Origin of the sequence: Rhodococcus sp. NPDC078407 (assembly GCF_044542515.1) — a bacterium.
Lineage (GTDB): Bacteria > Actinomycetota > Actinomycetes > Mycobacteriales > Mycobacteriaceae > Rhodococcoides.
The window spans coordinates 1-17,701 of the sequence record NZ_JBITUQ010000025.1 but is presented as its reverse complement, the minus strand read 5'-3'; the positions used below and the strand labels follow the sequence as shown (position 1 = coordinate 17,701).

Annotated in this window: 13 protein-coding genes; 10 read left to right on the top strand and 3 right to left on the bottom strand. The window is 64.7% G+C overall.

Going from position 1 to position 17,701, the window contains the following annotated elements:
• Positions 1–12: 12 nt before the first annotated feature.
• The 3 genes from ACIGGF_RS20870 to ACIGGF_RS20860 are packed head-to-tail and all read left to right on the top strand — an operon-like array spanning position 13 to position 1,841.
• Positions 13–339 (top strand): hypothetical protein, encoded by a 327-nt coding sequence (locus tag ACIGGF_RS20870; protein WP_397523069.1) that lies wholly within the window; start codon positions 13–15, stop codon positions 337–339.
• A 51-nt stretch (positions 340–390) separates the two neighbouring features.
• On the top strand, positions 391–1,263 hold the full coding sequence (gene rfbA / locus ACIGGF_RS20865) for a glucose-1-phosphate thymidylyltransferase RfbA (RefSeq protein WP_397523068.1): 873 nt from the start codon (positions 391–393) through the stop codon (positions 1,261–1,263).
• Positions 1,260–1,841: a dTDP-4-dehydrorhamnose 3,5-epimerase family protein gene (locus tag ACIGGF_RS20860; RefSeq protein WP_397523067.1), complete on the top strand. Its 582-nt coding sequence runs from the start codon at positions 1,260–1,262 to the stop codon at positions 1,839–1,841. Before rfbA ends, ACIGGF_RS20860 begins: the two co-directional genes overlap by 4 nt.
• Before the next feature lie 63 nt (positions 1,842–1,904).
• Here ACIGGF_RS20860 and ACIGGF_RS20855 read toward each other — a convergent pair whose 3' ends face one another.
• The gene (locus ACIGGF_RS20855; protein ID WP_397523066.1) at positions 1,905–2,933 is read right to left on the bottom strand and encodes a TerC family protein; all 1,029 of its coding nucleotides are present in this window, start codon (positions 2,931–2,933) and stop codon (positions 1,905–1,907) included.
• A gap of 174 nt (positions 2,934–3,107) precedes the next feature.
• Positions 3,108–3,626 (bottom strand): GtrA family protein, encoded by a 519-nt coding sequence (locus ACIGGF_RS20850; protein WP_397523065.1) that lies wholly within the window; start codon positions 3,624–3,626, stop codon positions 3,108–3,110.
• A gap of 47 nt (positions 3,627–3,673) precedes the next feature.
• On the opposite strand from ACIGGF_RS20850, the gene ACIGGF_RS20845 reads away from it, so the two are divergent.
• The 3 genes from ACIGGF_RS20845 to ACIGGF_RS20835 are packed head-to-tail and all read left to right on the top strand — an operon-like array spanning position 3,674 to position 7,780.
• Positions 3,674–5,125, top strand: coding sequence for an FAD-binding protein (locus ACIGGF_RS20845; RefSeq protein ID WP_397523064.1), 1,452 nt, complete (start codon positions 3,674–3,676; stop codon positions 5,123–5,125).
• Positions 5,122–5,886, top strand: a complete 765-nt coding sequence (locus ACIGGF_RS20840) for a decaprenylphospho-beta-D-erythro-pentofuranosid-2-ulose 2-reductase (protein ID WP_397523063.1) — start codon at positions 5,122–5,124, stop codon at positions 5,884–5,886. The genes ACIGGF_RS20845 and ACIGGF_RS20840 overlap by 4 nt, the downstream gene beginning before the upstream one ends.
• Before the next feature lie 4 nt (positions 5,887–5,890).
• Complete coding sequence (locus tag ACIGGF_RS20835; RefSeq protein WP_397523062.1) at positions 5,891–7,780, top strand: galactan 5-O-arabinofuranosyltransferase; 1,890 nt, start codon at positions 5,891–5,893, stop codon at positions 7,778–7,780.
• A 45-nt stretch (positions 7,781–7,825) separates the two neighbouring features.
• On the opposite strand, the gene ACIGGF_RS20830 is transcribed toward ACIGGF_RS20835, so the two are convergent.
• Positions 7,826–8,278, bottom strand: coding sequence for a winged helix-turn-helix transcriptional regulator (locus tag ACIGGF_RS20830; protein WP_397523061.1), 453 nt, complete (start codon positions 8,276–8,278; stop codon positions 7,826–7,828).
• Positions 8,279–8,357: 79 nt separating this feature from the next.
• On the opposite strand from ACIGGF_RS20830, the gene ACIGGF_RS20825 reads away from it, so the two are divergent.
• From ACIGGF_RS20825 to ACIGGF_RS20810, 4 genes are all read left to right on the top strand, one after another.
• Complete coding sequence (locus tag ACIGGF_RS20825; RefSeq protein ID WP_397523060.1) at positions 8,358–9,056, top strand: nitroreductase; 699 nt, start codon at positions 8,358–8,360, stop codon at positions 9,054–9,056.
• Between the two features lie 157 nt (positions 9,057–9,213).
• Positions 9,214–10,983, top strand: coding sequence for a glycosyl transferase (locus ACIGGF_RS20820; RefSeq protein ID WP_397523059.1), 1,770 nt, complete (start codon positions 9,214–9,216; stop codon positions 10,981–10,983).
• Complete coding sequence (locus ACIGGF_RS20815) at positions 10,961–14,164, top strand: arabinosyltransferase domain-containing protein (RefSeq protein WP_397523058.1); 3,204 nt, start codon at positions 10,961–10,963, stop codon at positions 14,162–14,164. The genes ACIGGF_RS20820 and ACIGGF_RS20815 overlap by 23 nt, the downstream gene beginning before the upstream one ends.
• A 75-nt stretch (positions 14,165–14,239) precedes the next feature.
• A complete protein-coding gene (locus ACIGGF_RS20810; RefSeq protein WP_397523057.1) occupies positions 14,240–17,557 on the top strand; it encodes an arabinosyltransferase domain-containing protein in 3,318 nt (1,105 codons plus the stop codon).
• Positions 17,558–17,701 lie beyond the last annotated feature (144 nt).

The following is a 17,701-nucleotide window of genomic DNA, read 5'->3' as shown; positions in this document are numbered from 1 at the left end:
TACGACCGTCTGATGACTTCGTGCAGCGACCTCGAGGCCGCACGCGCGCGAGCCCTCGACACCGACCTGAAGGCCCGAATGGGGACCCGTACCGTCACCGCGGAACTGCTGGCCCGACTGGCGTTGTCGCCCCGGGCGTCAGCCGATCTGATCCGTTACGCGGGCCGCGTCGCATCGGGTGAATGCAGTTGGGAACGCATCGAGGTGGACGCAGACCCGCTGCCCCCGGAAGTCGAGGAGCTCAAAGCCGATCCGCAGATCGTGTGGCCATCGGAATGGCCGACATCGACCACAGAGTCCGAATTCGGATCTGAGCCCTACCGAATCCCCTGGGAGTGACCGCCCACACAACCGAGCGGGTGATCGTGGGGTCTGGAAGACTTCGCCCTCATGCGGGGAATCATTCTGGCGGGCGGCACGGGCTCGCGGCTTCATCCGATCACGATGGGCGTCAGCAAGCAGCTGGTCCCGGTCTACGACAAACCGATGATCTACTACCCGCTCTCGACGCTGATCCTCGCCGGGATCCGCGACATCCTCATCATCACCACCCCCCAGGACGCCGACCAATTCACCCGCCTCCTCGGCGACGGCTCCCAATTCGGCATCAACCTGACCTACAAGGTCCAACACGAGCCGAACGGCCTCGCCCAAGCCTTCGTCCTCGGAGCCGAGCACATCGGCACCGACTCCGCCGCACTCGTATTGGGCGACAACATCTTCTACGGCCCCGGCCTGGGCACCCAACTCTCCCGCTTCGAGCGCATCGACGGCGGAGCCGTCTTCGCCTACGAGGTCTCCGACCCCACCGCCTACGGCGTCATCGAATTCGACGACAACCGCAAAGCCATCTCGTTGGAAGAAAAACCCGCCGCCCCGAAATCGAACTACGCCGTCCCCGGCCTGTACTTCTACGACAACGACGTCATCGCCATCGCCCGCGACCTCGAACCCTCCGCCCGCGGGGAATACGAGATCACCGACGTCAACCGCCACTACCTCGACGCCGGCCGCCTCCAGGTCGAAGTCCTCCCGCGCGGCACCGCCTGGCTCGACACCGGCACCTTCGACTCCCTCCTCGACGCCTCCAACTACGTGCGCACCATCGAACAACGCCAAGGACTCAAGATCGGATCCCCCGAAGAAGTGGCGTGGCGTCGAGGATTCATCACCGACGACGAACTGCGCGCCCGCGCGGACACGCTCGTCAAATCCGGCTACGGCCGCTACCTGCTCGAGCTGATCGACCGAGGGAACCGATGACCTTCCGCGAACTGAGAATTTCCGGCGCTTACGAGTACACCCCACGCCAGTTCGGCGACGATCGCGGCGTGTTTTTCGAGTGGTTCAAAGCCGGCCTCTTCGCCGAGACCACCGGACGAGCGTTGGATCTGCAGCAGGCGAACTGCTCGGTCTCCGCCGCCGGTGTCCTACGCGGGATTCACTTCACCACCAACCCGCCCGGGCAGGCGAAATACGTCACCTGCGCCCGCGGGGCGTTCCTCGACGTCATCGTCGACCTGCGAGTCGGGTCACCGACGTTCGGGCAGTGGGACAGCGTGCTCATCGACGACATCGACCGCAAAGCGGTCTTTCTCTCCGAAGGACTCGGCCACGCCATCCTGTCGTTGGAGGACAACTCCACCGTCATGTACCTGTGCTCCCTGGAGTACACCCCGGCACTGGACCGAGACATCAACCCCCTCGACCCCGCCCTGGGCATCGACTGGCCCACCACCGCTCGCGACGGATCGCCCCTCACCTACGAACTCTCCGACAAGGACAAAGCCGCCCCCACACTCGCCGAAGCCCTCGAAGCAGGGAACTTGCCCACCTTCTGAGTACATCGTCGTCGGGGCGACACCGCGGCCGTGCCGGCGTCGCCCCAACACTCGATGCGCAAGCTACAGATGGTTTTTCCGTCGACCGCGACTGCTCCACAAAGGCTGAGCCGCAACAAGTTCCGCTTCTGTCGCCGCCCGGAACGGAGACGCTGATCGGTCGACCTGCGAGCCCGCGACCTGCCCTCGAGTGGCTCTCAAACTGAGCACCACGGAGATCGCGAGAATCGACGAGATGACGCCGAGCGAGACGGCGGTGGGAATGTAGAACACGTCGACCTTGAGTGCCATCTTGATTCCGACCCAGATCAACACCAATGCCAAGCCCACTTTCAGGTACACGAACCGGTGCATCAGGTCAGCGAGCAGAAAGTACATTGCACGCAGTCCGAGAATGGCGAATGCGTTGGCGGTGAACACCAGGAAAGGAATATCGGTCACAGCAAAGATTGCCGGGATGGAGTCGACGGCAAAGACGATGTCGGTGACTTCGACGAGCACCAGTACTGCCAGTAGCGGAGTGGCCAGCGCAGCGCCACCGATGCGCACCACGAACTTCTGCCCGTAGAAGGCATCGGTCATGGGAACGTACCGACGAAACAGCCGCAAAGCTCGAGACTGTTCGGGATCGAGGTGCTCGTTGCGTTGACGCACCATGCGGTAGCCGGTGAAGATCAAGAACGCGGCGAAGAGGTAAAGCACGGCGCTGAAGCTGGCGATGAGCGCAGATCCCCCGGCAATGAAGATGCCACGAAAGACCAGAGCACCGAGTACTCCGAAGAACAGGACGCGGTGTTGCAACTCTCTGGGCACCGCGAAGTACGTGAAGATGATGGCCCACACGAATACGTTGTCGACCGCCAGCGACTTCTCGATCAAGTAGCCGGCAAAGTATTGCTGGCCGAACTCTGCACCGGCAGTGGCCCAGACCAGCACTCCGAAGCCCACGCCGAAAGCCACCCAGATACCGGACCAGACGGCCGCTTCGCGCACTCCGATCACGTGTGCTCGCCGATGGGCGAACAGATCGACCGCGAGCATGGCGATGATGAAGCCGAGCACTGCCAACCAAGCCCAGAATGGAACGGACATGACAACCTCCAGTTCTGTGAACTGGAGGTCTCTCCCGCCCTACGCGGGCCGCTCGCCGGGCCCGGATTGCCGGGCCGTGGTGACGACGAAGCTGCTGGGGGATACTCCCCTCCTGGGGCCATATTGAACCAGGACTTCGGCCCAGGATCAAGGAAACTTAGCGCCAGACAGTAGTTACCGGATCTTGAAAATCACGAACCGCTGGACCAGGAAGTTGATCACCGTCGCTGTGCCCTGCGCGATGACGAAAGCCACGTTCGCGTACCAGAAACCGTCAGGAAGAGCCTGGTAGAGCCAGGTGTAGATGCCCACCTGGACGGCGAAGGTAACGCCGTACAGGGCGACGACGGCGATGAACCTGGCCCGCGACGGTGCCGCGTTGAACGTCCACCGGCGATTGATCAGGTAGGCCGTAGTCGTTCCGAGTACGAAGCCGATCGCCTTGGCGAGCGTCACTCCGACGCCGAACACGAAATGCAGGATCAGATTGACGCCCTGATCCACGATCGCCGACAGCACACCCGTCGCAAGGAACCGCAGCACCTGAGTCTTGAGGTCGAGTGCTGCGTCGGCGATGTTCTCGGTCAGCGGCAGCTCGACGGGCAGCGGGACGTGATGCTGCAACTCTTCGTCTTCGGGCGACCAGTCGTCGCCCGTCGAGCCGTTTTCTGAGGAGCGGTCGGGAGTGGACACGAGGACTGACATTAGCTGCTACCGCAATGCGGGTACCCTCTTGAGCGATGTCCACGACAGCCGACGACGCACTCTTCCCCCTGGAACCACAGGCCGGGAACACTGCGCCGCTACCCACGCAGACCCGCACACTCACTGGTTGGGGCCGCACTGCGCCCTCCACCGGAGAGGTGCTCTCGACCTCCGACCCCGAACTCATCGCGAGCGCGGTCAAGCAGGTCGCGGAGCAGAACGACTCCAAGCCGTCGTACCTTCGACGCGGCGTCATCGCCCGCGGCCTCGGCCGCTCGTACGGTGACAACGCACAGAACTCCGGTGGCCTGGTCATCGACATGAATGCGCTCAACGGCATTCACAGCATCGACGCGTCGACGCGCATCGTCGATGTCGACGGCGGTGTGAACCTCGATCAGCTGATGCGGGCTGCATTGCCGTTCGGCCTGTGGGTTCCTGTTCTGCCGGGTACTCGTCAGGTCACCATCGGTGGTGCGATCGGTACGGACATCCACGGCAAGAACCATCACAGCGCGGGTAGCTTCGGCAACCACGTCCGCTCGATGGAACTGCTCACCGCAGACGGTCAGATCCGCCACCTGACGCCGTCGGGCAAGAACGCCAAGCTCTTCTGGGCGACGGTAGGCGGCAACGGCCTGACCGGCATCATCCTGCGCGCGACCATCGAGATGACACCCACCGAGACGGCCTACTTCATCGCCGACGGTGACGTCACCAGCACCCTCGACGAAACCATCGCCCTGCACAGCGACGGCAGCGAGAACAACTACGACTACTCGAGTGCGTGGTTCGACGCGGTCGCCCCGCCCCCCAAGCTGGGCCGTGCAGCCCTCTCCCGTGGTTCGTTGGCACGCCTGGACCAGCTGCCCGAGAAGCTGCAGAAGGACCCGCTGCGCTTCAACGCGAAGCCGCTGGTGAAGTTCCCCGACATCTTTCCGAACGGACTCGCGAACAAGTACACGTTCTCCGCGGTCGGCGAGGCCTGGTATCGGAAGGCCGGCAACTACCGGAACAAGGTTCAGTCACTGACGGCGTTCTACCACCCGCTCGACATGTTCAGCGAGTGGAACCGCGCCTACGGCTCCAAGGGTTTTCTGCAGTATCAGTTCGTGGTGCCGCCGGAGGCCGTCGACGAGTTCAAGAAGATCATCGTCGATATCCAGAAGTCGGGCCACTACTCGTTCCTCAACGTGTTCAAGCTCTTCGGGCCGGGAAACAAAGCGCCACTGAGCTTCCCGATTCCGGGCTGGAACATCTGCGTCGACTTCCCGATCAAGCCGGGCCTCAACGAGTTCGTCCGCGAACTCGACAAGCGCGTCCTCGAATTCGGCGGTCGTCTCTACACCGCGAAGGATTCGCGCACCGACGCCGAGACCTTCCACTCGATGTACCCGCGCATCGACGAGTGGATCAAGGTCCGCCGATCCGTCGACCCCACAGGCGTTTTCGCCTCCGATATGGCTAGAAGGCTGGAACTGCTGTGACGATAGACGCCGTAGGTAACCCGCAGACGATTCTGGTTCTGGGTGGTACCAGCGAGATCGGTCTCGCGATCACCGAGGAGTACCTGTCGAAGTCTCCGGCACGCGTCGTTCTCGCTGCGCTGCCGAACGATCCGCTGCGTGACAGTGCCGTTGCCCAGCTGACCGCCAAGGGTGCGAAGTCCGTCGACGTCATCGACTTCGATGCACTCGACACCGCCTCGCACCCGAAGGTGATCGACGCGGCGTGGGCCAAGGGTGACGTCGATGTCGCCATCGTTGCCTTCGCCGTCGACTTCGACGCCGAGCAGCTCTGGCAGGACCAGCGCAAGGCCGTCCTCGCCGCGAACATCAACTACACCGCCTCCGTTTCGGTCGGCGTGCTGCTGGGCGAGAAGATGAAGGCGCAGGCCTACGGCCGCATCATCGTCATGTCCTCGGTGGCAGGCGAGCGGGTGCGTCGCTCCAACTTCGTCTACGGCTCCACCAAAGCCGGCCTCGACGGGTTTTACCTCGGACTCGGAGAAGCGTTGCACGAGTTCGGACCTCGGGTCACCGTCGTTCGCCCGGGCATGGTGCGCACCAAGTTCAGCGCGCACGTCAAGGAAGCGCCGATGACCGTCGACAAGGAGGTCATCGCGAAGCTTGCCGTGAACGCGTCGCGCAAGGGCACGCCGCTCATCTGGACTCCCGCACCGTGGCGTCTGGTGATGATGGTCCTGCGACACGTACCGCGGCCGATCTTCCGCAAGCTGCCCATCTAACTGCATGACTGTCGGGGTTGCGCCGGCGCGCAGAACTGCGTCTGCCGTCGGGGAAATCGTTCTCGGTGTGATTGTCGCTGTCGTGGTGGCGACGGTCGGGTTGTACGCCTTCTCACTGGTTCAGTGGCCGGCGTTCAACTCGTCCAATGTCACTCGCGCTCTGACGACTCTCGGCCAGGTGGTGGCTGCGGCGCTCTTCGCCACGTCGATCTACCTGTATCGAATTCACAAGTGGCCCTGGATCGCTCGCCTGTCGGCGTGGATCGGCTTGTCCGGCTTCGTCACCGTCACTCTCGGAATGCCGTTGGCGGCAACGAAGCTGTATCTGTTCGGCATCTCGGTCGACCAGGAGTTCCGCACCGAATACCTGACGCGACTGACGGATTCGGCGTCGTTGCGCGACATGACGTACGCCGACATCCCACCGTTCTACCCGGCCGGATGGTTCTGGCTCGGTGGCCGGGTCGGCAACCTGCTGGGCATGGACGGCTGGGAAGTGTTCAAGCCGTACGCGATCGGGCTGCTCGCCGTGACGTCGGTGATCGCCTTCGTGTTGTGGAAAGCGCTGATTCGCAGCGATTGGGCCGTTGCCGTCAGCGCCGTGACCACGGCACTGGTCGTCGCTCACGCCTCCCCCGAGGCCTACAGCGCGGTCATCGTGTTGCTGTTCGCCCCGGCACTTGTTCTCGCGTGGGGTGCGTTGCACCGGACAGCAGCTGGCGGGTGGGGCGCAGTAGTGGGCACCGGACTGTTTCTCGGCCTGGCCGCGACGTTCTACACCCTCTATCTCGGACTGGCGGCATTTACCGTCGTACTCATGGCCCTGTTCGCCGCCGTTCTCGCCTATCGCGAGCGGAAGTCTTGGAACGTCGTGGTGCCCATCGCGATCAAGGTCGCCGCGATTGCCGCCATCTCGGGCCTCATCGCTGCAACCGTGTGGCTGCCGTATCTGATCGACTTCTTGCGCGGCGCACCGTCCACCTCCGGTACCGCACTGCACTACCTCCCCGAAGCCGGTGCAACGCTTCCCCTTCCGATGTTCGAGTTCTCGCTGATGGGGATGCTGTGCCTCGTCGGCACAGTGTGGGTAGCGGTGCGCTTCTCCTCCTCACGTCGCGCGCAAGCACTCGGCGTCGGCGTCGTATCCATCTACCTGTGGACGCTGCTCTCCATGGCCGCCACGGCCGCGGGCACCACATTGCTCTCGTTCCGCCTCGAAGCGGTTTTGATCGTATTACTCGGCAGCGCAGGCGTTTTCGGCTTCCTCGAAGGAAGCCGTGCGATCTACCAGGCCATCAACGAGCCACCGAGGTTTCGGATCGCCGCAGTCGTTGTCGCTGCCGTCGGCGCGATGGCCTTCGCGCAGAACATCCCCCAGGTGCTGCAGACCGAGATCACCGTTGCGTACTCCGACACCGATGGTGACGGTAACCGCGCCGACATGCGTCCACCGAGTGCGGTCTCGTACTACCGCGAGGTCGACGAGGCTCTGACCGAGCAGACCCAGCGCCCTCGCGACGAGACGATCCTGCTGACCGCCGACACGTCGTTCCTCAGCTACTACCCGTACTTCGGATTCCAGGGACTGACCTCGCACTACGCGAACCCACTGGCGCAGTTCGATCAGCGAGCCGAGGCCATCGAGCAGTGGACCGAGCTCGAGACACCCGATCAGTTGATCGACGCGCTCGACAACAGCCAGTGGCGCGCGCCCGATGCGTTCCTGTTCCGCCGCGGAGCCGACGGCTACACCCTGCGCCTGGCCGAGGATGTGTACCCCAACGACCCCAATGTGCGCCGCTACACCGTCACCTTCCCCGAGGCGCTGTTCGAGGATCCACGCTTCACGGTGACCGACATCGGGCCCTTCGCGCTGGTCGTACGCACTACATAATCGCTGCGCGCGCCGAATCGAGACCGCGGCCGCAGGCCGAGTACGTCACGGCACAAGCGGGTTACCCGCGGCAGGCGTCGGCAGCACCTGACGAGCTGTGATCTCATCGCCGCACACATCGCACCCGAGCCTCACATGAGCGTTGCCCCCGCAGTCGCGGTGCGTGTAGTGCACGGGAACACCGTCGGGTGCCATGTATTCGTCGCCCCAGTCCTTGAAGGCCATGAGTACCGGGTAGATGTCGTGACCCTTAGGGGTCAGTCTGTACTCCGCGTATGCGGAATCGGTCTGCACCTTGGCCAGAATCTCGTGTTCGACAAGGCGGTCGAGGCGATCCTGCAAGCGGCTTCGCGAGATTCCCATGGCGCTTTGAAAGTGGTTGAAACGACGGACCCCTGCAAACGACCACTTGAGAATTACCAGTGTCCACCGGTCACCCAGAACGGACAGAGACCTCGAAATCGAGCAGGGCACATCGGCCAGCTCCGCATGACGCATACCGACGAGCTTACCCAGCAGTCCCGAAATGAGACTATTGCTGCTACTTTGTAGTCTCGAAATGAGACCAGGGGTGCATATGGACGCTGTGACAAACGATCGAGGGCAGCAAGTTGCGGCACTCTCCGCAATTCTCGAGGAACGCTGGACGTGCCGCCAGTTCCGGTCGGATGCAGTACCGCGCAGCGATATCGAGCGTGTGCTCGCGCTGAGCCAGCGCACACCGTCGTGGTGCAACACCCAGCCGTGGCAGGTCATCGTGACGGAGGGGGAAGGGACCGACCGCTTTCGCCGGACACTTCAGGACCACGTCCGCAGCGGCGGTGCCGTGCAGAGTGACATCCCCTTCCCCACCGAGTACGCCGGCGACTATCGCGACCGTCGCCGTGCGTGCGGACTGCAGCTCTACGACAGTGTCGGCATCGAGAAGGGGGATCCGCGGGCCCTTGCTCAGATGCTCCGCAACTTCGACTTCTTCGATGCCCCACACGTCGCCGTGATCACCACCGAGGCCGATCTCGGCGAGTACGGAGCGATCGACTGCGGCCTGTACGTCAACACCTTTCTGCTCAGCGCACACAGCCTCGGCATCGCCACCGCCCCACAGGCCGCCCTCGCGTCCTACTCCGGATTTCTGCACGATTACTTCGACATACCGAAGCACCGGCGCATCGTGCTCGGTATCTCGTTCGGATACGCAGACCTGGAGCACCCGATCAACTCGTTCCGAACCGACCGGGCAGATCTGAAGACCGTCACCACCTGGATCGGCAGCTGATCGAGGGCCGACGGCAACCAATACTTGCGGGAAGGCCCCTAAGCGGTACGCCATCATGGCGAAGTGGTCGCGTGACCAGCCCGCAGCCCCCTCCCAACGGTGTCGCATCGATCGTTCGAGTTTTCTCCCCCCGTGATCTTTCTGTAACCTCGACGCGATGACCACCCACGACCAGAGCGTTCTCGAGCGGCAGCCGACCACGGCACCGGCTCGGCACTCCGGCGTCGGGCGTGGTGACGCTGTTGCGGCCGTCGGCTTTCTGATCGCCGCGGTGTATGTCCTGCAGGGTCAGTGGCGCAATCTGTCGGGCGGCTACCTCTACAACAGCGGCCAGGATCAGACGATGTGGGAGTGGTTCTTCTCCGTCGCCGCTCATGCCGTCGCGCATCTGGACAATCCGCTGTCGAGCGATCTGCAGAATTACCCGCTCGGCGTCAACATGATGGCGAACACGGCGATGTTCGGCATCTCGATTCCGCTGGCACCGATCACCCTGCTCTTCGGACCGACGGTGACCTGGGCAATCGCACTCACCGCGGGCCTCGCCGGCACGTCGTTCGCCTGGTATTGGCTGTTCTCCCGCCAGCTCAATGCATCCAAGGGTGCCGCGGCCATGGGCGGCGCGCTGTGCGGCTTCGCACCAGGAGCGATCTCGCACGCCAACGGCCACCCCAACTTCGTCGTGCTGTTTCTGCTGCCGGTCATCACGATGCTCGTCATCCGCATCGCCCACGGCAGCGGAACCACCAAGAACACCGTCGGACTGGGCCTGATCGTTGCGTTGCAGATCCTGCTCGGCGAAGAGCCGCTGCTGATCTTCGCTATGTCGTTCGCGATCTTCGCCGTCGTCTATTACCTATCCAGGCCACGCCTGCTGTGGCCGGCCGTCCGCAATGCCGTGCCCCGGCTCGCGGTGTCGGCCGGTATCGCGTTGACGCTCGTGGCGTTTCCGCTTTGGTGGCAGTTCTTCGGCCCGCAGTCGTATTCATTCCTCGAACACGGTCCGATGGGCAACGACGCCAAGGCACTGTTCCAGTTCCCGACGCAGTCCCTCGGCGGCGAGGCGACGCCGGGTCAGAACGTCCGCATCAACGCCACTGAGGAGAACGCGTACTTCGGCTGGCCGCTGCTGGTGCTGTGCCTGGTGGCAGCGGTCTGGATGTGGCGCGTTGCCTGCGCCCGCGCCGCCGCCGCAACCGCGATCGTCATGAGTGTCCTCTCGCTCGGTGCCACGCTGGTGATCGGCAAGGACGACACCGGCATCGCGCTGCCGTGGACGAAACTCGCCGAGTATCCGCTCGTCGAGTCCGTCCTCGAAACCCGATTCGCACTGGGTGCGGTGCCTGCCCTGGCCCTGCTGCTCGTGCTGGCCACCGATCGGACGTTCCGCAACGGGCTACGTCCGATGCCTGCGTTCTGGATCGCCGGACTGGCTCTTGCGCTGGTTCCTCTGATCCCGACGCCACTGGTTGCCGTCGACAAGTCTCCTACGCCGGCTTTTTTCGCCGACGGCCAGTGGCAGAGCTACGTCGACGACGGTTCCGTCGTCACCGTCCCCCTCCCACGGCCCGAGGACGCGCGCCCGCTGCGCTGGCAGATGGATGCCGACATGGGCTTCACACTGGCTGCCGGATATTTCGTCGGACCGAGCGACAAAGAAGACAAGGTCGCCAAGTACGGAGCCGTCGACCGGCCGACGGCGTTGCTGCTGGGGTCGGTCTACGACAACGGCACCGTCCCGGCAATCACCGACGATCAACGCGAGCAGGCCGTCGAGGATCTGACGTTCTGGGAGGCAGACGTCGTGGTACTGCCGCCCAGCGAACGGACCGTTGCCCTGCGCACCACCGTCACCGACCTGATCGGTGTCGAGCCGCGGTACACCGGCGGCGTGTGGGTGTGGGATGTGCGCACGCTCGTCCCCTAGCATCGTCGGCGTGCCCGCGACCGCTACGAACCTCCAGACATCCCGGCTGATCGCGATCATCACCGGAATCATCGGCGCTGTCCTGGCCATCGCAACGCCCCTGCTACCGGTTCAGCAGGACGTCGCCACCCTGTCGTGGCCGCAGAGCTCGTTCGGCAGCGTCAACGCGCCGCTGGTGAGCTACGCCCCGCTCGATCTCGACGCGACGATCCCGTGCAGCACTGCCACCCAGCTCCCCGACGGGGGCACCGTCATGTCGACCGCTCCCATCGCAGCGGCAAAGACCGAACAGCGAGCACTGCTCGTGCGAGTCGACGACGGCCGGCTTCAGGTGCTGATGCGCGATCGTGTTCTCGCCGAGGCTCCCGTGTCCGAGCTGTCCGAGGACTGCGCACTGACGGTGTCCTCGAACGCCACCAGCACGGTGGTCGATCTCGACGGTGAAACAAGCACGGTGGACGGCGACATTCGGCCGCAGGTGGTCGGCATCTACACCGACCTCACCGCCCCGGTCGACGGGCTGAACGTGCGTGCGGACATCGACTCGCGCTATTCCTCGAGTCCCACGACCTTCAAATTGCTGGCGATGATCGTCGGCGCAATGGCCGTCATCGCCTCCTTGTTCGCGCTGCATCGGCTCGACGGCCTGGACGGCCGACGCCACCGCCGCTTTCTCCCGTCGCGCTGGAAGTCCGTCACCGGGGTCGACGCCGTCGTGGTGGGCGTGTTGGTGCTGTGGCACTTCATCGGCGCGAACACCTCCGATGACGGCTACCTGCTCAACATGGCTCGCGTGTCCGAGAACGCCGGCTACATGGCCAACTACTTCCGTTGGTTCGGCGTTCCCGAAGCACCGTTCGGCATGCCGTACTACGACATGCTCGCCGCCCTCGCCAAGGTCAGCACCGCCAGCATCTGGATGCGCCTGCCCGCCACCATCGCGGCCCTGCTGTGCTGGCTGGTCATCAGCCGTGAGGTCATCCCACGCCTCGGGCGGGCGGTACTGACCAACCGTGTTGCACTGTGGACCGCAGGCCTGGTGTTCCTCGCCTTCTGGCTGCCGTACAACAACGGACTGCGCCCCGAACCCATCATCGCCCTGGGCGCGCTGCTCACGTGGTGCTCGATCGAACGAGCCATCGCAACCGGACGACTCCTGCCGGCCGCGATCGGCACCCTGATCGCCGCATTCTCCCTGGCCGCGGGACCCACCGGCCTGATCGCCGTCGCAGCTCTGCTCGCGGGGCTGCGTCCGATAGTGATGATCGTGGTCAAGCGAGCTCGCCAGGTGGGCCTACTCGCGGTCCTCGCGCCGCTGATCGCGTCGGGACTGGCCGTGGTCATCGCGATCTTCGCCGACCAAACTCTGAGCACCGTGCTCGAAGCAACCCGAGTGCGCTCGGCCATCGGACCCAACGTGCCCTGGTTCGAGGAACGCGTGCGCTGGGACGCATTGATGACCATCTCCCCCGACGGCTCGCTCGCGCGGCGGTTCGGGATGTTCGCGATGCTGCTGTGCATCATCGTCTGCATCGCGGTGATGCTCCGCAAGAACGGACGCATCCCCGGCACCGCCACCGGGCCGTCGCGTCGAATACTCGGAATCATCCTGGGCGCACTGGCTTTGATGATGTTCACGCCCACCAAGTGGACGCACCACTTCGGTGTGTACGCCGGTCTCGCGGCATCGGTGGCCGCCTTGGCGGCGGTGGCCGTCACTGCGGCGACCGTTCGATCTCCGCGCAACAGAACGCTGTTCACCGCCGCCGTACTGTTCCTGACGGCGGTAGCGTTCACCAGCTCCAACGGGTGGTGGTACGTCTCGAGCTACGGCATTCCGTGGTTCGACAAGCCGCCGTCCATTGCCGGAAAGGGCTTCTCGACGATTCTGCTCGGACTGACGGTTCTGACGCTCGCCTACGCCGCCTACCAGCACGTCCGATTGCCTTATCGCAGAAAAGAACCCACCACGCGTCGACGCTTCGCCCCCTCCGCGCTGACCGTCGTCGCCGGCGGTGTCGTCGCCTTCGAGGTTCTGTCGTTCGTCAAAGGTGCTGTGGCGCAATATCCGGCATACTCCATCGCCCGCTCCAACTTCTCGGCCCTCGCCGGCAATTCGTGCGGACTCGCCGGTGACGTGCAGGTGGAGACCGACGTCGACGGGTCGGTACTCCAACCGATCGGTCCCGAAGCCGACGCCCTGGGTGCCGGCGGGAATACCGGCTTCACACCCGACGGCGTCGCCGAGGACCTCACGGCAGACTCCGAGGACACCGCCCAGGGCGGTGCCAACTCCATTCGCCCCGAAGACTCCGAGGAGAGCGCGGCAGCGACGTCGTCGAACTCCGCAGGTACCTCCGGCGGGACGGTCGACAACGTCGGAATCAACGGCAGCACAGTCGCTTTGCCGTTCGGATTGAACCCCGACACCACGCCGGTTCTCGGCAGCTTCGGAGCCACCGAGCCCGCGTCCCTGACCTCGGGGTGGTATTCGCTACCCGAGGACGGCGACCTGATCGCCATCGCCGCCGCAGGCCGCATCCGGTCGGTGGACGCGGACGGCATCGTCACCGAAGGCCAACGCGTCGAACTCGAATACGGACGGCGCGACGGTGACGACGTGGCCGCGCTGGGCCGCGTCACGCCTCTGGATATCGGCCCGTCGCCGTCGTGGCGCAATCTGCGGGTCCCGATGAACGACCTGCCGGCCGAGGCAGATGTCGTTCGCATCGTGGCCGGGGACGACGATCTCGCCGGAAATCAGTGGCTCGCTGTCACGCCGCCGCGTGTCCCGAAGACACAGACATTGAACTCACTCGTCGGATCGAGCGATCCGGTGTTGCTCGACTGGGCCGTTGGACTCGCCTTCCCGTGCCAGCGCCCGTTCGATCATCGTGACGGAGTGGCCGAGGTGCCCGAGTACCGGATCCTGCCCGACCGCACCGGGGCAGAGTCCACCAACGCCTGGCAAGACTCGATCGGCGGTGGCCCACTGGGCTGGACCGAGCTGCTGCTCGGAGCGCAGACATTGCCGTCGTATCTGGCCGACGACTACGCCCGCGACTGGGGATCGATCGAGAGATTCACGCCACTCGATCCGGACGCTGCAGCCGCTCGGATCACCGTCGAGCAGCAGTCGCGGTCCGGACTGTCCAGCGACGGACCGATGAAAACCGACTGATTACCCGTTTTTGGGACGGATACGGGGACGGTGCCTGTGTGACCTCTTCGTCACGCTCGCATAACATCGACTCTCGTGCCCGACGTCGTGACAGATTCATCAGCTGGTCCCCCGGTCCCCGCTCCTCTGCGAGCCTCGGACGAACTTCGTGCTCAGGTACGGATACCCCGGCTGATCGCGATGGTTGCCGGCATCCTCGGCGTGCTCTTCGCCCTGATCACTCCGTTCGCGCCCGTCAGCCAGACCACTGCGACCATCTCGTGGCCGCAGAACGGCCTCCTGCAGGACGTGGACGCCCCGCTGGTGTCCCAGGCACCCGTGAGCCTCACCGCAACGCTGCCGTGCTCTGCTGTCGCTGCACTCCCCGCGTCGGGCGGGCTGTTGCTGGCGACGGCACCCCCGCAGGGCGAAGGCGCTGCACTCAACAGCCTGTTCGTTCGCGTCGGTGAATCGAACGTCGACGTTCTCGATCGCAACGTCGTGGTCGCGACGGCACCTCGCGCCGACGTCCAGAGCACACGCTGCGCGGCCATCGAGATCACCTCGAACGACGAGTACACCTCCGCGGCCTTCACCGGCCTGACCGACGACGACGGCCAACCTCGCGAGGGCCGGCTCGACGGCGACCTGCGTCCCCAGGTCGTCGGCATCTTCAGCGATCTGAGTGGCGCGGCTCCCGCCGACATGTCCGTCACCATCGACGTCGACTCGCGGTTCTCGTCGACGCCGACGTTGCTCAAGTCGCTGATCATGATTCTCGCGATCGCCTGCACGTTGTTGGCCATCGGCGCACTCGGACGACTCGACGGCACCGACGGTCGCGCGCACCGCAGATTCTTCCCGTCCCATTGGTGGAAGTTCACCGGCGTCGACGTCACCGTTCTCGGCGTGCTGGTGGGATGGCATTTCGTCGGAGCCAACACCTCCGACGACGGCTATCTGCTCACGATGGCTCGCGCCGCAGACCACTCCGGCTACATGGCCAACTACTTCCGCTGGTTCGGCGTGCCCGAAGCGCCGTTCGGCTGGTACTACGACGTGCTCGCCGTCTTCGCCAAGGTCTCGACCGCGAGCCCGTGGATGCGTCTGCCCGCCCTCATCGCCGCAGTCCTGTGCTGGATGGTGATCAGCCGGGAGGTGGTCCCGCGCCTCGGCCGCGCCGTACGCAAATCCAACGTCGCCCTGTGGACCGGCGGACTGGTGTTCCTCGCGTTCTGGTTGCCGTACAACAACGGACTGCGCCCCGAACCGATCGTCGCCCTGGGTGCGCTGCTGACCTGGTGCTCGGTGGAACGCTCCATCGCCACCGGCAGGTTGCTGCCCGCCGCCGCAGCCTGTTTGATCGGAGCTTTCACGCTCGCCGCCGCTCCGACCGGATTGATGTGTGTGGCAGCACTGCTCGCCGGGGCTCGGCCCATCGCACGGATCGTCGTACGACGTCACCGCCAGGTCGGCACCCTCGCACTGCTGGCACCGCTGGCCGCGGCCGGAGTGCTCGTCCTCGTCGTGGTCTTCGCCGACCAGACCTATGCGACGGTCATCGAGTCCACCCGAGTGCGCACCATCATCGGCCCCAACGAGGCGTGGTACCAGGACTTCCTGCGGTACTACTATCTCTTCGTCCAGACCGTGGACGGCTCGGTCGCGCGCCGATTCGCGTTCCTGGCCATGCTCCTGTGCCTGTTCACGACACTGTTCGTACTGCTGCGTCGTCGCCGAATCCCCGGCATTTCCAACGGACCCGCGTGGCGTCTGCTCGGCGTCGTACTCGGCACCATCTTCTTCATGATGTTCAACCCCACCAAGTGGACTCACCACTTCGGTTCCTACGCCGGAATCGCCGGTGGGCTCGCGGCCCTCACTGCCGTCGCCGTCTCGGCCAGCGCCCTGCGATCGCGTCGCAATCGCTCACTGTTCGCGGCCGGGCTGATGTTCGTTCTCGCACTGTCATTCTCGGGCATCAACGGCTACTGGTACGTCTCGAGCTACGGCGTGCCGTGGTTCGACAAGACCGTCTCGCTCAGCGGCAACGAATCCGGCACCCTCTTCCTGATTCTCTTCGGACTTGTCCTCGCCGTCGCGGCCTTCCAATACTTGCGCGAGGGATACGCGCCGCCGGTGCCGAAGCCGACATCGGCTCGTGGACAACGCATTCGAAAGTTCGCTGCCGCACCACTGACCGTCATCGCCGGAATCATGGTGCTCTTCGAGGTGCTCTCCCTCGTCAAGGGTGCCGTCTCGCAATATCCCGCATACTCGCTCGCACGCTCCAATGTGCAGTCGGTGCTGGGCAATTCGTGCGGTCTCGCCAACGATGTGTTGGTCGAGTCGAACCCCAACGCAGGTGTGCTGAGCCCGCTGCCGGAGGAGTTCGACCCCGTCGCAGGCCCCCTCGGCGGATCCAGCTCCACCCTGCGCAACTTCACCGCCAACGGCGTGCCCAGCGACCTCAGCGCCGACGCCGTCGAAGTCAAACCAGGACAGGGCAATACCGACCAGCAGGCCGTCGGACCCGCCTTCGAGGAAGGCCAGAGTTCGGGTACTGCCGGCGGCACCGGCGCAGTGGGCGTCAACGGCTCGAACGCCGCCCTACCCTTCGGCCTCGACCCCGCCACCACTCCGGTACTCGGTTCGTACCAGGAAGGCATCCAGGAGCCCGCAGAGGCCACCTCGAGCTGGTACCAGCTACCCGCCCGCAGCGACGACGCGCCGCTTGTCGTCTTCTCCGCAGCCGGACGCATCTGGTCCTACGACGACACCGGCGCCCTCACCTACGGACAGTCGCTGTTGCTCGAATACGGCAAGCGTCAGCCCGACGGCACCGTCCAGGCTCAGGGCACCTACCTCCCACGCGACATCGGACCCGCGCCCTCCTGGCGTAACCTCCGAATCCCGTTGGCGGACATCGCACCCGACGCCGACGCCGTCCGCATCGTCGCCAACGACCCCAACCTCACCGGCGACCAGTGGCTCGCGTTCACCCCGCCGCGAGTACCGGTGATGGAAAACCTGAACACCATGATCGGCAGCGACCAGCCCGTGCTGCTCGACTGGGCCGTCGGACTGCAATTCCCGTGCCAACGACCCTTCGACCACCGATACGGCGTCGCCGAGGTACCCGAATACCGCATCCTCCCCGACCGCCCACTCGCCGTGAGCTCCACCGACACCTGGCAATCGGGCGAGAACGGCGGCCCCCTGGGTTGGTCCGAACTACTCGCCAAGCCCGTCACCGTCCCCACGTACCTTGAAAACGACTGGGCCAGGGATTGGGGCTCGCTGGAACGCTACGAGCAGTACTACCCCAACGCGGTGCCCGCTGAACTCGACACCGCCGACGTCACTCGCTCGGGCTTCTATCAAGACGGCCAACTGCGAGTGCTCGAGGACTGACCCCGCCCCGCCCACCCCCGCCCCGCGCCGCGTCAATGGACCCTTGCATTGCACCGCTCCCCGAAAGTTGGACTGAGTAATTCAGTTCCGACTATTGGGGAGCGTGTGTATGCGTGTACGAAGTTCGCTTACCGAGGATCAGCG

Coding starts and splice junctions, on each gene's coding strand:
- ACIGGF_RS20855 (WP_397523066.1), bottom strand. CDS start 2,933: ATGTCCGTTCCATTCTGGGCTTGGTTGGCAGTGCTCGGCTTCATCATC.
- rfbA (WP_397523068.1), top strand. CDS start 391: ATGCGGGGAATCATTCTGGCGGGCGGCACGGGCTCGCGGCTTCATCCG.
- ACIGGF_RS20830 (WP_397523061.1), bottom strand. CDS start 8,278: ATGCGTCATGCGGAGCTGGCCGATGTGCCCTGCTCGATTTCGAGGTCT.
- ACIGGF_RS20835 (WP_397523062.1), top strand. CDS start 5,891: ATGACTGTCGGGGTTGCGCCGGCGCGCAGAACTGCGTCTGCCGTCGGG.
- ACIGGF_RS20820 (WP_397523059.1), top strand. CDS start 9,214: ATGACCACCCACGACCAGAGCGTTCTCGAGCGGCAGCCGACCACGGCA.
- ACIGGF_RS20870 (WP_397523069.1), top strand. CDS start 13: ATGACTTCGTGCAGCGACCTCGAGGCCGCACGCGCGCGAGCCCTCGAC.
- ACIGGF_RS20825 (WP_397523060.1), top strand. CDS start 8,358: ATGGACGCTGTGACAAACGATCGAGGGCAGCAAGTTGCGGCACTCTCC.
- ACIGGF_RS20815 (WP_397523058.1), top strand. CDS start 10,961: ATGTGCGCACGCTCGTCCCCTAGCATCGTCGGCGTGCCCGCGACCGCT.
- ACIGGF_RS20860 (WP_397523067.1), top strand. CDS start 1,260: ATGACCTTCCGCGAACTGAGAATTTCCGGCGCTTACGAGTACACCCCA.
- ACIGGF_RS20845 (WP_397523064.1), top strand. CDS start 3,674: ATGTCCACGACAGCCGACGACGCACTCTTCCCCCTGGAACCACAGGCC.